The 14230-nt window shown below is 41.9% G+C and carries 14 protein-coding genes; 8 read left to right on the top strand and 6 right to left on the bottom strand.

Annotation, left to right across the window (positions count from 1 at the left end):
* Positions 1-464: 464 nt before the first annotated feature.
* On the top strand, positions 465-1175 hold the full coding sequence (locus BLV00_RS15370; RefSeq protein ID WP_093045859.1) for a DUF459 domain-containing protein: 711 nt from the start codon (positions 465-467) through the stop codon (positions 1173-1175).
* A gap of 50 nt (positions 1176-1225) precedes the next feature.
* Here the strand turns inward: BLV00_RS15370 and BLV00_RS15365 are convergent, their stop codons facing one another.
* Genes BLV00_RS15365 through BLV00_RS15355 form a run of 3 tightly spaced genes read right to left on the bottom strand, consistent with a single transcriptional unit; the run spans position 1226 to position 3641 of the window.
* Complete coding sequence (locus BLV00_RS15365) at positions 1226-1408, bottom strand: FeoB-associated Cys-rich membrane protein (RefSeq protein ID WP_093045858.1); 183 nt, start codon at positions 1406-1408, stop codon at positions 1226-1228.
* Positions 1409-1434: 26 nt separating this feature from the next.
* Positions 1435-3414, bottom strand: a complete 1980-nt coding sequence (feoB, locus tag BLV00_RS15360) for a ferrous iron transport protein B (RefSeq protein ID WP_093045857.1) — start codon at positions 3412-3414, stop codon at positions 1435-1437.
* Positions 3405-3641, bottom strand: coding sequence for a FeoA family protein (locus BLV00_RS15355; RefSeq protein ID WP_093045856.1), 237 nt, complete (start codon positions 3639-3641; stop codon positions 3405-3407). Before BLV00_RS15355 ends, feoB begins: the two co-directional genes overlap by 10 nt.
* A 376-nt stretch (positions 3642-4017) precedes the next feature.
* On the opposite strand from BLV00_RS15355, the gene BLV00_RS15350 reads away from it, so the two are divergent.
* From BLV00_RS15350 to BLV00_RS15320, 7 genes are all read left to right on the top strand, one after another.
* Positions 4018-4767: an IucA/IucC family C-terminal-domain containing protein gene (locus BLV00_RS15350; RefSeq protein ID WP_093045855.1), complete on the top strand. Its 750-nt coding sequence runs from the start codon at positions 4018-4020 to the stop codon at positions 4765-4767.
* A 92-nt stretch (positions 4768-4859) separates the two neighbouring features.
* Positions 4860-5201: a hydrolase gene (locus BLV00_RS15345; RefSeq protein ID WP_093045854.1), complete on the top strand. Its 342-nt coding sequence runs from the start codon at positions 4860-4862 to the stop codon at positions 5199-5201.
* A 268-nt stretch (positions 5202-5469) separates the two neighbouring features.
* Positions 5470-6039, top strand: a complete 570-nt coding sequence (locus tag BLV00_RS15340; RefSeq protein WP_093045853.1) for a hypothetical protein — start codon at positions 5470-5472, stop codon at positions 6037-6039.
* Between the two features lie 33 nt (positions 6040-6072).
* The gene (gene ytkD / locus BLV00_RS15335; RefSeq protein ID WP_093045930.1) at positions 6073-6546 is read left to right on the top strand and encodes an RNA deprotection pyrophosphohydrolase; all 474 of its coding nucleotides are present in this window, start codon (positions 6073-6075) and stop codon (positions 6544-6546) included.
* 167 nt (positions 6547-6713) lie between these two features.
* On the top strand, positions 6714-8447 hold the full coding sequence (gene cydD / locus BLV00_RS15330) for a thiol reductant ABC exporter subunit CydD (RefSeq protein WP_093045852.1): 1734 nt from the start codon (positions 6714-6716) through the stop codon (positions 8445-8447).
* Positions 8444-10159, top strand: a complete 1716-nt coding sequence (cydC, locus tag BLV00_RS15325; RefSeq protein WP_093045851.1) for a thiol reductant ABC exporter subunit CydC — start codon at positions 8444-8446, stop codon at positions 10157-10159. The genes cydD and cydC overlap by 4 nt, the downstream gene beginning before the upstream one ends.
* Positions 10160-10299: 140 nt before the next feature.
* The gene (locus BLV00_RS15320) at positions 10300-11544 is read left to right on the top strand and encodes an SGNH/GDSL hydrolase family protein (RefSeq protein WP_093045850.1); all 1245 of its coding nucleotides are present in this window, start codon (positions 10300-10302) and stop codon (positions 11542-11544) included.
* Positions 11545-11633: 89 nt separating this feature from the next.
* Here BLV00_RS15320 and BLV00_RS15315 read toward each other — a convergent pair whose 3' ends face one another.
* The 3 genes from BLV00_RS15315 to BLV00_RS15305 are packed head-to-tail and all read right to left on the bottom strand — an operon-like array spanning position 11634 to position 14208.
* Positions 11634-12416, bottom strand: a complete 783-nt coding sequence (locus tag BLV00_RS15315; protein ID WP_093045929.1) for an ABC transporter permease — start codon at positions 12414-12416, stop codon at positions 11634-11636.
* A gap of 10 nt (positions 12417-12426) precedes the next feature.
* Complete coding sequence (locus BLV00_RS15310; RefSeq protein ID WP_093045849.1) at positions 12427-13203, bottom strand: ABC transporter ATP-binding protein; 777 nt, start codon at positions 13201-13203, stop codon at positions 12427-12429.
* Positions 13204-13215: 12 nt separating this feature from the next.
* A complete protein-coding gene (locus tag BLV00_RS15305) occupies positions 13216-14208 on the bottom strand; it encodes an ABC transporter substrate-binding protein (RefSeq protein ID WP_093045848.1) in 993 nt (330 codons plus the stop codon).
* Positions 14209-14230 lie beyond the last annotated feature (22 nt).

The raw sequence follows: 14230 nt of genomic DNA, 5'->3' as shown, positions 1-14230 counted from the left end.
CACAGGGCGCAGCCTGAGGAAGCTTGCCAGGTCCCCCGCAGGGAAGAAATGAATGCGTAATTGCCTTGGGAGACACGACACGCATAAGCAGAACAGCAAAAGGGAAGTGATTTTTCTTCCCGTTGATGGACTGCTTATGTCGCGAGTGTCTAGGTGATGGAGCTGGAAAGCGAGTCGTTTCCCAGCCCATCCCCATCTTCTCATAGGAACGGACCTAATTATCTCGAAACTGAGTATTAGCAAAACGGAGATTATCTGTAAATCAACAATGAGAGTAACAGAGCCTTATTTTAATAGCAATAGGGATATTATGGAAAGAGGGGGAGAGCATAAGGAATGAAATCTAAAATAGTCGGGTATGAAGGTAGGGAAACACAAACTTATCAAAAGGGGTAGGGCTGGAAGTGTGGGGCATGGTTTGATCCCGTGTCCTTCAGGGTACCTTTTAGTCTTGGGAGGTTTATATGAAAAAAATACTTATTTCTATTCTTGTGCTTTTAGTAATCATTTCAGCTATCTCTTATTTCCTGGCACAACAACAGAAACAGAAAGCGAAAACGAATGAAAACGAACAGCTGGTTGCTTTAGGAGATTCCCTGACTTACGGTGTAGGCGATAAAACAGGGACTGGGTATGTCGGTGATCTTCAAAAACTGCTAAGTGAAAACCATGATGGGCCGGTGACGGTTCATAATTATGGAATTCCGGGGCAACAAACAGATGGTCTGCTGCAACAACTAAAAAAATCCGACATCCAGGAAAACGTAGCAGAAGCGGATTTTATTATTATTTTTATTGGTACCAACGACTTAATTAAAAGTAATGGTGGAGATCTGGCCAAATTATATGATGAACGGATAGAGCGTGGAAAAGCAGACTATGAAAAGAATTTAACAAGGATATTTAGTATCATACGAGAAAATAATCCGGACGCACCTGTTTTATATCTTGGTTTATATAATCCCTTTCCATCTTCCGCAGAAATTGAAAAGGTAGTCGGAAATTGGAATGATAGCAGTCAGAAGATCGTAAGCAACTATTCCAGAACAAAATTCATTGAAACGAATGGACTTTTTGACAAAAAATCTGATAAGTATTTCAGCGATGCTCTACATCCAACTGAAAAGGGATATAAATTGATAACGCAAAAGATAATAAAAGAATATGACTTTTAAATTTTACCACCAATGACAGGAAAGACCTGGATAATTCCAGGTCTTTCCTGTCATTTTTGCTTGAGATATACTTGAGCCGGAACACTATCACAGCAGTCATCCTCCTTCTTACTACAACTGGTCTGTAATTCACAGGTGGCGCAGGCTCCTTTTTTACTATTTTTAACGTGCTTGAACATCGCATAACTGGCATACCCGAAAATTGCCAGGCCGATCACTACATTCACAAGCATTTTTATAAAACCTCCCCCGACTTTAATTACCCAATGAACCACTGACCGATTTGATAAATGGAGAAAGAGACCGCATAAGCGATAATGAGTGCATATGCCATGCTGAATAATGTCCATTTTCTGGAACCTGTCTCCTTATTGATTGCCGCTATGGTAGCTAGGCAGGGGATATACAACAAGATAAATACCATGAAGCTGTAAGCGGCTAATGGTGTGAATGATGTCGCTAATACCTCTTGCAATGTACCATCTGGTACGGTGTAGATGATGCTCATGGTAGAGACTACCACTTCTTTTGCCAGAAACCCTGTTAATAAAGCAGCAGATGATTGCCAGTTATCGAAACCGATTGGGGCGAGTAACGGTGCAATACTGCTTCCAATTAGTGCTAAAAAGCTTTCATCCATAGGGACATCCAATCCGCCCGGGCCTGCATAAGTAAGGAGCCAAATAAACACAGAACCTGCAAAAATGAAGGTTCCTGCCTTACGGACGAAACCTTTCCCTTTGTCCCATGTGCTTCTCCACAAGCTAGTCCATTGAGGGAGCCGGTAGGGAGGAAGCTCCATGACAAAGAATGATTCTTCCTGTTTAAAAATTGTCTTGGAAAATAATTTTGCTAACAGAAGTGCCAGTATAATCCCTAATAAATAGATCGATAAAACGACGAAGGCCTGGTTCTGGGTGAAAAAAGCACCGACAAAAAGGGCGTAAACCGGAAGGCGAGCAGAGCAGGACATCAAAGGAGTAAGAAGGATAGTCATCAACCGCTCTTTTGGTTGTTCTACTGTCCTTGCCGCCATGACACCTGGTACGTTGCAGCCAAACCCTATGATCATAGGGATGAAGGACTTACCGTTTAATCCGATCGCCTGCATAACACGGTCCATCACGGTTGCGACACGAGCCATATAACCGGAATCCTCTAACAAAGATATAAAAAAGAACAGGATAAAGATCTGAGGGACAAACACCAATACTCCTCCGACACCAGCTACAATCCCATCAAGCACTAATGCATGAATGAAACTGCTGGCGCCTATCATTCCTAATAATTCTTCAAGACCTGAAGTCAATGGACCTGAAAACAACCGATCCAACTGGTCTGATAACGGGAATCCGAGCCAGTTAAAGGTCAACATGAACATGACGTACATCAGTAATAAGAATATCGGCAATCCGAGATATTTATGGGTAGCAAGGGCGTCTATCTTATCGGTAAGCGTGACCCTGGAGATCTTTTCGCGAATAGTAACCCGCTCGATAACGTGCTCGATATATTTGTTCCGGGTATCTTGAATATCGATAGCAGGTGGCTTCGATAACTTCTCTTCTAATTCACTACGAATTTTGCAAAGCAGAGATTCATTTGCTACTGAGTAAATGAAATTTTCCACCGCTCTGTTTTCCTCTAAAAATTGAATGGCAAGCCATCGTTTAGCTGAGAATGACTTCGGCATTAACTTCACTAATGCCGCGATAGCATTTTCCACAGCCATGCCATAATCCAGTTTAAATGGTTTTCGCCAGGCGTTTTCTTCATATAGTTCATCTTCTAAAAATTCTATCCCGGTCCCTGAGCGAGCGATGATAGGGACAACAGGAACGCCCAACTCTTCAGAAAGATAATCTTCCTGGACGCGGATGCCCCGCAATTTGGCGACATCGGTCATGTTCAATCCTATCACCATTGGCTTACCAAACTCCAGCAAAGGGATGGTCAGGTTCAGATTTCTTCTCAGCTGCGATGCATCCACGATATTCAGCATTTCTTCAAATGATTCATGTAATAAGAAATTCGATACTACCGCTTCATCTTTTGATAGTGGGTTCAAGGAATAGATGCCAGGTAAATCAATCAAATCGTCTCTTCCATTTCGTAGCGATCCTACTTTCTTTTCGACTGTAACGCCGCTCCAGTTGCCTACATACTGGTAAGAACCGGTCAGTGAGTTGAACAAAGAAGTTTTACCTGTATTCGGGTTGCCTAATAGTGCTATTTGCATGATAATCGCTCCACTTCTAAGCATCTTGCATCTTTGTTTCTTATACTGAGACACTGTCCTTCGCAATCAAGCATGCATGGTCCTCCGAAAGGAAGACGGTTTTTTACATAAATTTTGCTATTGTTTCGGATACCCATTTGTATCAGGCGCTGTTGCAGCCATTTATTCATCCGGGACATGTCTTTGATGACTGCGTGTTCTCCAAGCTCTAAGTCCATCAGATTCATGGAAACCACCTCTTTTCAGTTGGTGAAAATCGTTATCAATTAGATTATATGGAATAACTGTCCAAGCTGTTATGATTTATGTCACATGACACAGAATGTCCATATATAATGGGGGTCTGTTAAGTTGTTGATAAATCTAATGATGAATAGGGAAATCACTCTCTTTCCTCGCTCGTGTAGAATGAATACTTGCCGACTTCCATAAGGATAGCGAATGGTCATCCTGCTCACTTCTGCTGGAAGGGCAAAAAAGTTAAATGAAAATGATTATCAAATTCATTGACAGCATTTCGAAAGCTCCATACACTTATAATTGGAATATAAGAAAAATTGGAACTTATACTATAATGGACGGAAGCATATTGAGGTGAGAGTTATGACACATTTGACAGAGCAGGAAGAAGCTTTTATGCAGAATCACTTTCGTTATCTTTCAAAAGCTACGAATGAAGAATCATTAGAAATCATTTATGGTTCCGAGCTCCTCACAAAACAAGGATTACAAGAAAAACTTGATGAAATCCACGCGTTTATGGAATCGCAGTTCTTTTTAACAACAGCCTCTATTTTTTCTAAGCGGTACAGCTATTATATTGTTACTGGAATAATCGCCATGATGTCGAGTTTTAATAAATGCCCGGATTTTCGGCCGGAAAATATCAGGCTTGTACGTATGGATGAAGATAAAAAATGGTTTCCAAAACTTAATTTTGTATCGAAAGAAGCTACCGTTCCGGACCCGTTTGATCGTCAAAGGTGGCTTCGTGAAAACCTTACAGAATTATTTAAGGAACATGTGAGACCGCTTTTTCTTCATATCAATCAATTGAGCAGGTTATCCATGAACGTATTATGGGAAAACTTTGCTATTTATCTGTTCTGGTTTTATGAACGATATGCTAAAGAACATTTTACAGAAGAACAGCTGGCACAGGTTTACGATGATTTTCATTTCATTGTTCATGAACTCGATGGAGCGAGTTTTGGTGAAGAAAAAAATCCGTTTCATTATTTTCATTACCAACCGAAACTGCCGAGTGGAGCCCGTGAGAGGAAATGTTGCTGCTTAAGTTATAAGTTGAATGAGGAGAGCGGGTATTGTAAAGTTTGTCCCCATCGCTGTTGATACAATACGGAGTTATTTCACTGAAATTGAATGCTAATATAATAATTCTCCTCTTACTGGCAAAAACTATTGAGCAAATGAGGAGGATTGGTATGGAAAAAAATAAATACTACGTCAACGTCGGGTCGCAGGAAATTTCCGTCAATCATGATGGAAATAATGATATTTTCGCTATTTTCGCAACAGAAGAAGAAGTAATTGAGCTTCGTGCATTTTTTGATGAGGTGCATAATGCGGATGAAAGAGCTTTTTGGCGCGCCCATATACCATTCCGTCATTACCATGATGATGAGCCGAATAGGGAATTCGATAATGGACTGAGGACAGTGTTCAGCCGCATATATGAATTAGGGGATGAAAAAACGAAAGAACATATCGGCAGTATGGGTATCCTGGAAGATCGTGATTCGACAGAAGGCCGTAGACATTTATAATGTTTACGGTTTTTTAGTTGGCTAGGAAATTATAAAATTTTCTTTTTGTGGATAACTTGCGGTAGTGGGTGTCATTCAGCTCCAGCGCCTACCCCCTCGAGGTCTTAAGTCAATCCTCTCTGTAATTTGGAAAACTCGGCTTATCGCCATAAGTACTTGGCGACAAGCCAAGTTTTTCTAATGACATTCTCCAAAAGGGGTTTATGGATGATTTTTAACAGGAATAATGGAACTATAATCCATAAACTTCAAGGGGTGTAATACAACGATGAACAAAAAATCAGCAGCCGTGAAATGGGGAAAATCCATACTTGTCACCGTCCCGTTCGTGTTATTCATGCAGACAAGTCCGTCCTTGAATGCAGAACAGTCTAACATAGTGCAAATGCACCAGGAAGCTGCAACTACAGTGCTTGAGGATAAGCAGACCTCAACTGAAAACAGTAAGGAAAAGATGCCCCTGGACAAAGCTTTGATTGAAAAACGTACAGACCAGTTTATGGACCAGCTGGTGCAGGAAGTAAATGAGAATTATAAAGTGAAGAAATATACTAGCAAAAAAGCTTTATTGGACGATTTTAAGCCATTTGCTAAACAGAAAGCCGCAGAAAAATATGTGGACTATTTCTATCAGGAAAAGCAGTCCGGTCTTTATATTCTTCCAACAGAGACCCCACCTTGGTTTGTAAATGGACAACCTTATGATACTATCGATATAGATGATAATCATAAGCAGGTCATCCAAACAAATACAAACGACATCTATGGGGAGTATACCATTGTCATTACGTTTGAATATGATGGTCAATGGCTTATAAAAGAAATCGAACATAAGTAATTAATGAAGCAGTCAAAGGCAGTTGAAACGGTGATGAAAACATTTTACGACTATTATAACAATGAAGTGAAATTATCTTTTGATGACCATCCTTTTTCTAAACACCCGAAGCATGTTTGGGTGCTATGCAGGTACGGATCACAGTGGCTGCTTACCAAACATAAAGACCGGGGCATTGAATTCCCGGGTGGAAAAGTGGAAGAAGGAGAGACTGCAGAGGATGCAGCATATCGGGAAGTGAAAGAAGAAACTGGAGCTGATATTAAAAAAATGAATTACCTTGGCCAATATCACGTTGCAGGTAAGGGCGGTACGATAATCAAAAATATTTATTTTGCAATTATTGAAGGAATTTATGAACAAAATCATTATTTTGAAACAGAAGGCCCGATCCTGCTGGACTCCATACCGGCTAATGTAAACAAAGATAAGCGTTTCAGTTTTATGATGAAGGATGGCGTATTGCCTAACAGCTTAGAGCAAATAAAAAAATTACAGTTGTTATAATCTAAGGACGCATGAAACAAATGCGTTCTTTTTTTACTGGAATGAGATACATAAGCGTAATGATTGGGAAGAATTAGTCTTATATAATATACTAACTATGTGAATGAGTTCACGAATGAGTTGTTTTAGTTTATGACTATATACCAAATAGGAGAGACTAGGTACTTATGGATGATTTAAAAAAGCTTTCGAAAGCTCACCATCATGATAGGACCCTACTGTTTATTATTGCTTTTTTTACTGGTGTGATGGTAATCGGGCAAGCATACCTTTTTGTAGCTGCTGTTGATCGAGTATTTTTACAAGGGTATTCTTTTTTGGAAGTTCTTCCCGTATTACTTGGTTTATTAGCTGTGATGATTGCCCGTGCTGGACTCACCTATTGGAGTGGGCGTACTGGAGTGCAAATGGCTGCAAAAGTAAAGCGCGATTTTCGCCAGTCCCTATTGGATAAATATTCTCGTAACCCCATACAGGCATCTTTCAAGGGACAGTCAGGACAAAAGGTAAGTGTCATGATGGATGCAGTCGATGAAATTGACAGCTATTTTAGTCAGTATGTTCCACAGGTGATGCAGACATCAGTTGTCCCATTGATGGTTATTGGCACTGCATTTTACCATCATATCTACACGGGTATCATCATGCTTATAACCGCTCCTTTCATTCCTATTTTTATGGCTATCATTGGAATGAAAACAAAAAAGAAATCAGAAGAACAAATGGATGAAATGGCGGCGTTCTCGGGACGTTTTCTCGATATCCTGCAAGGACTGACGACCCTTAAGTTATTCGGACGTGCTAAGCAACAGCATGAAGCTATACGGCAAAGCAGTCTTAATTTTCGTGATGCTACGATGGAAGTTTTGAAAATCGCTTTTATTTCATCCTTATCTTTAGAGTTCATCTCCATGTTAAGTATTGGGATCATCGCTCTTGAAGTAGGAATTCGCCTGATTGTGTTTGAAAGTATCAGCTTCTTTACGGCTTTTTTTGTACTGGTTCTGGCTCCTGAATTTTATAATTCTTTGCGGGACTTAGGCAGTGCCTTTCACACAGGCCGGGGAAGCATGGGGGCAGCTAAGAAAGTAGCCGATGAACTTACAGAAACGGAACAGGTAGTCGAGTGGGGGGACACAACCTTCAGCCACACTGATAAGCCTCCTGAGATAGAGCTGAAAGGAGTAGGTTTCCGTTATAAGGAAGAAGGCTTTGCCCTAGAAGGAATCAACGCTGTGCTGTCTTCCAATCAACAAATAGCGATCGTGGGCAGGAGCGGGGCAGGAAAAACGACTTTATTACATTTGATTGCAGGATTGATCGGGCCAACAGAAGGAAGGATAGAAGTGGATGGACGCTCTTTGTTTTCCTATGAAGTAGCAGGATGGTTCGATCAGTTGAGTTATATTTCCCAGCACCCATATTTGTTTGCCGGAACGATCGCAGATAATATCGCAATCGGCGCTAATGAAGGAGCTGACAGGGATGAAATTGAACGTGCAGCCGAGAAAGCGGGGATTCAAGAACTGATAAAATCGTTAGAGGCTGGATTGGACACGCAGATCGGTGAGGCTGGCCGCGGGCTCTCTGGTGGGGAAAAACAGCGCGTCGCATTAGCGAGGGCGTTTTTGAAAAATCCATCAGTCGTTCTTTTTGATGAACCGACGACGGGGCTAGATCTTCATACTGAGCGGATTTTACAGGCGTCCATCGAAACCCTTGCGGAAAACTCTACCGTGATTACAGTCGCACACCGGCTTCATACTATTAAAAACGCAGATCAGATATTATTTTTAGACAATGGGAAGCTTATTGCTCAAGGTTCCCATAATGAACTGTTGGCAAGTACTCCAGAATACTGGGATATGGTAGCTTCACATCGGGGAGGCATTGCAGAATGAACTACTTGAAATTCGTCGTAAAAGAAATCGTGACTGAAAAGAAAGATATCTTCCTGTCCGTGCTGTTCGGTTTCCTGGCCGGCATTACCGCGATTGCTTTGTTTGGTTCCAGCGGCTATTTGGTATCAAAAGCGGCATTCGCACCTCCGTTATACACGCTTGCCTTTTTGATAGCTGGTTTAAAACTGATGGGGTTCGCTCGTGCCCTAAGCCGTTATGGTGAGCGGTATTTCTCTCACCGGGCAACCTTTACGATGCTGAGCAATATCCGTGTATCCTTTTTTGAAAAGCTTGAGCCGCTGGCGCCGCGTATTTTCCAAAAGTATCGCAGCGGGGATTTGCTGGCGCGAATTGTCGGTGATGTAGAAAGTTTACAGAACTTCTTTTTACGCGTTTTCTATCCCCCGATTATTCTCCTTTTAGTATTTTTAAGTACCATCTTTTTTGTTGCTTTCTATTCGTGGTGGATTGCATTCATTTTATTTGCCGGATTGATAGTGACAGGTCTAGTCATACCAGCCTGGTTTGCGCTTAGACAGAAAAGATTGGAGAGCCGGATAAGGGAGGCCAGAGCTGAATTGTCTACCGATGTCACTGAATTTCTCTATGGCTTCCTGGATTTGAAAATCTATCAGAAGCTCCAAGGAAAAAAGCAGCGGCTCCAAGGGGCTTCCGATTGGTATATTACGGAACAAGAGCGCGAAGGAAAAACAGCAATGTTCAATCACTCCATCAATTCTATGGTTTCTTTTACGGTCTCCTGGCTGGTACTGGTAGTTGGTGCTTATTTTGTCGCTGCCCAACAGCTTGATGGTGTCTTTCTCGCCATGCTTGTCATGATATCTTTAACGATGTTTGAAAATGCCACCCCCATGGCTGTCTTACCTGGACATTGGGAGGATAATCGTAGAGCGGCTGCACGGCTTTATTCGGTCGTGGAAGAAGAAGCTGAGCCCAGTACCCTAACAGAAGAGAAGCTGCCAGCCGATCAAGCGTTATCGCTTGCTTTTCAAGAAGTAACATTTACGTTTCCTGGGGAGACCCGTCCAACTGTCAAAGAAGTTTCCTTTCAACTTCCAGCTGGCTCAAAGACAGCAATCGTCGGACCTAGTGGTTCAGGAAAGTCTACTTTGATGCAGCTGCTCCTTGGCATCACTCGATCAGACAAGGGTGACCTCCTAGCGGGTGGTGTAAATCTGAACCAGATAGAAAAGGAAGACTTATGGGCAAAATCAAATGTCGTGCTTCAAGAAAATCATTTCTTTTACGGCACAATCCGGGATAATTTACTGCTTGCAAATAGGGCTTTGACAGATGAAGCGATGAAGGTGGCATTAGATCGTGTGGAGCTTGGTCATTTTTCTTTGGATGATGCCGTCTATGAAAAAGCGGAAAACCTTTCAGGCGGAGAAAGACAGCGGCTGGCAATAGCGAGAGCTATGTTAAAAGGCGAGCGGTTATGGTTGTTTGACGAACCTGCTTTTTCTGTGGATGCGCTCACTGAAAAGATTATTTATGATCATATCTTCCGCCAGGCGAAAAGAGATACACTTGTTTTAATCAGTCATCGTTTGACAGGTCTTGAAAACATGGATAAGATCATTGTGATGGAACAGGGTGAAATTATTGAAACAGGTTCCTTTGATGAACTGATGGATAAGAAAGGCTACTTCTATGAAATGAAGCAAATTGAAAAGAATATATTGATGTAACAAACCAAAGTAGTCCAGGTCGATAACATCCCGACTTGAACTACTTTTTTGCAGTCAGATCAGTAAGGAATAAAGTTTTATTTTTTCGTTACAAGTTTTATAATAAACAAAAATAATAACAGGAAAGGCAAGGAGACCAAATGAAACGTTTCTTATACGTGTTTACAGCTCTTTTTCTTATTACACTGACTTTTATTCTTTTTACTAACATATTCCAAGCTGGGGACGAAAACCATTCCAGGAAAAAACAAACAGATACAGGACAATGGGTTGGTGCCTGGGCTGCCAGTATGCAGGCACCTTCTGAAGAAGGGGTTTCCCAAAATGGATTTAAAGATCAAACCATTCGCTTGATCATCCACCCTCAAATTGACGGTGAAAAGATGCGTATACGTTTATCTAATACATTTGGTTCAACTCCCCTGACATTTGAATCGGTGCATGCAGCTATCTCAAATAAAGAAGCTGAAATTGTCCCAGGAACGGATACGAAAGTTACATTTGATGGTAAGCAAAAGGTAACAATTCCGCCTGGGGAAAAAGTATTTAGTGATGCTATTCCTCTTAAAGTTAAAAGAGGTAAAAATGTTGCGGTTAGTCTTTATGTTGATAAAGAGAGCGGTCCTGCCACATGGCACCCGCGTTCCATTCAAAACACCTATATTGCAAATAGAAATCGAGTTTCCGATTCTGATGATTCGGCGTTTAAAACAAAAGAAGAAGCGTGGTTTTGGATGGATGGAGTGGACGTATTAGCTGATTCTTCTGTTCAAGGCTCAATTGTTGTCCTGGGAAGTTCTATTGCAAATGGTAATTATTCAAAAGTGAATGCAAACCATCGGTGGCCGGATTATTTAGCAAATCGTATGAACAATGAAAATGCAGACAACCAAATGTCAATTTTGAATGCAGGTATTTCAGCAAATCAACTGATCAATAGTCCGCCTGGAAAAGGTGAGAATGCGTTGAGTCGGCTGGAGCGGGATGTGTTCAGTCAAACAGGTGTCAAAGGAGTAATCCTGCATCAAGGCTTGAATGACATCAGACATCACCCGGAATATGACTCTAAAAAAATAATCGAAAGAATGCAGGAAATCATCCATGCTGCTCATGATCAGGGACTTGAAATATACGGGGGGACTTTGACTCCTTTTAAAGGCTCAGGGATGTACACGTCAACAGGGGAAAAAACCCGTCAGGAGGTAAATCACTGGATCAGGACCAGCGGGGAGTTTGATGGAGTGATAGATTTTGATAAAGCGTTACGAGACCCCGAGGACCCAGAACGCTACCTGCCAAAGTATGATGCGGGAGATCATCTCCACCCAAATGATGCAGGTTATCAGAAAATGGCGGATTCTGTTAATCTATCCCTATTTAAATAAGTCTAGTGTGTTTTTGCGCTCCTTAGAAAACATAAGTAAAATGAGCACCCACATTCACTTGTGCGGGTGCTCATTTGCGTTTAGCGTAGTTATTGGCGGATTAGCTTTTTTTCCAGTTTCTCAACGAGTTGATACATGATGGCAGCGAAGAAAGCGATGATCAGGAGAGCGAACAGTACTAACGTGAAATCGAATACTTGGAAGCCGTAAATGATCAAGTAGCCTAAGCCTTGTTTTGATACAAGGAACTCACCGACGATGACCCCCACCCAGGAGAGCCCGACGTTTACTTTCAAGGACGATATCATTGTAGGAAAAGATGCAGGAAAGATAGCTTCCTTGAAACAGACCCTTTTCGAAGCCCCTAAGCTTTGCAATACTTTAATATAGTTACTGTCAATTTCCTGAAAGGCATTATAGACAACCAATGTAGTGATGATGATCGATATGATCGCACCCATGGCTATGATAGAAATATAGCCAGGGCCCAAGGCCACTATAATGATCGGTCCAAGGGCTACTTTCGGCATCGCGTTGAGAATGACGAGATAAGGGTCAATGATTTTAGAAAAACGGTTCGACCACCAGAGAACTGCCGCTAACAAAATCCCTGCAATGGTACCAATAATGAATCCCGCTATGGTTTCGAACAATGTTACATTTAGATGGACCCATAGGGAACCGTCGCTTATTTTGGCAATGAATAAGTTGTAGATTTTACTTGGAGAACTGAATAGCAGCGGATCGATCCACTGAAATTGGCTGGCAGCTTCCCATAAACTGAAAAAGAATACAAATATAGCAGCCTGCCAAAAACGAATCCACCGTTGCTCTGTCTTTAATTTTTTAACATAAGCTTGATGCAGTTCCATGTTTGTAGCTTCAACTTGTTTCAAGCGCGCTCATCTCCTTCCATACCTCATCGAAGATTTCCTGGAACGATGGGTGTTGACGGGCTTGGAATGGAGGGAGATTCCTAAGTTCACCGGGCATCTTGAATATTTCCTGGATTTCTCCCGGCCGTGGTTTTAATAATAGGATGCGGTCACTCATGACAATCGCTTCACTGATATCATGTGTGACAAGCAATGCTGCCTTATTGTATTGTTTCAGTAACTGAGAAACAAAATCCTCTAGCCGAAGTTTTGTCTGAAAATCTAAAGCTGAGAATGGTTCATCCAATAAGAGCAGCTTCGGTTCCGTAATCAACGTCCTGGCTAGGGCGGCACGTTGTCTCATACCGCCGGAAAGTTCATCGGGATAGGAATCTCCAATATCCTGCAAACCAACTTCTTCAAGCATCTTTTTCGCTCGTTGATCCATGGAAGCATCGTGTTTTTTATTGATTTTTGGTCCGAGAAGGACGTTTTCTTTTATGGTTTTCCAAGGAAATAAATAATCCTGCTGAAGCATATAACCCATATGTGCTTTGTTGCCCGCCTTTCGATCCGAATCCCCATCCAGTATGGTTTCTCCGCGGGTTGGTGAAATCAGACCAGCAACGATGGACAGCAAGGTTGTTTTTCCGCAGCCGCTTGGCCCCAGTATCGAAATGAATTCCCCTTGATCCAATGTGAAACTGATATTTTCTAAAGCTTTAGTATAATCTGTTTTAGAATAGTAATGATGTGAAACCTGGTTGACGGTCAACAGTGGCATGGGGGAACCCTCCTATTCGTTGATAACTTCCTCAGCAATATTGGTATTGACTAGAGTTCCATGATCTACATCTTCCGGTAGTTCTCCTGCTTCTTCCATAATCGCTTTCAAGTTATTCCATTCTTCCTCATCTAAAACAGGATCTGTTGCGAACGATCCTTGACTTTTGTAACGGTCCACTACTGTGGCAATCAGATCCAGTTCTGAGTCTTCAAAGTATGGCTGGATGACTTTGGCCGTCTCCATAGCAGAGTGTTCCTGAACCCATTGCTGTGCTTTATAGATAGCTCGCGTGAATTTATGGATTGCTTCTTCATTTTGATTGATGAAGCTTTCCTTTGTCATGAATACGGTATAAGGCACATGACCGGATTCTTCACCAAATGAAGCGACGATATGACCTACGCCTTCTTTTTCAAAGATACTGGCTGTCGGCTCGAATAGCTGAACATAATCCCCTGTTCCTGAGGCAAAAGCGTTTGGTATATTGGCAAAATCGACATTCTGAATCAATTCCAGATCTTCCTGCGGGTTGATGTCATGTTGCTTCAAAACAAATTCTCCTACCATTTGCGGCATCCCGCCTTTACGCTGGCCAAGGAAGGTGCTGTCATTCAAGTCCTCCCATTCAAAGTCCTCTACCTTTTCCCGGGCGACAAGAAATGTTCCATCTGTCTGCGTCAATTGAGCAAAGTTGATGGCTGGATCATTCGCTCCTCGAGCGTGTACGTAAATAGAGGTTTCGGAACCGACCAGTGCGATATCACTGCCATCAGATAAAAGGGCAGTCATTGTTTTGTCCCCGCCCCATGTAGTATTAAGCTCAATTTCCAATCCTTCTTCTTCAAAGAATCCTTTTTCCAAAGCGACGTATTGCGGGGCATAGAAAATCGAACGAGTGACTTCAGCAACTTTCAAGCTGGTAGTTTGCTGCTGTCCACATGCTGCGGTAATAGTCAGCAAAATTGTCATCAAGACGATTCCCGCTAATCGGATATTTTTCATTCGGAAAGCTCCTCCTGTATGA

The organism is Thalassobacillus cyri, from assembly GCF_900107755.1.
GTDB lineage: Bacteria > Bacillota > Bacilli > Bacillales > Halobacillaceae > Thalassobacillus > Thalassobacillus cyri.
Note: the sequence above shows the minus strand (reverse complement) of the source record. Positions and strands in the feature narration are given on the sequence as shown.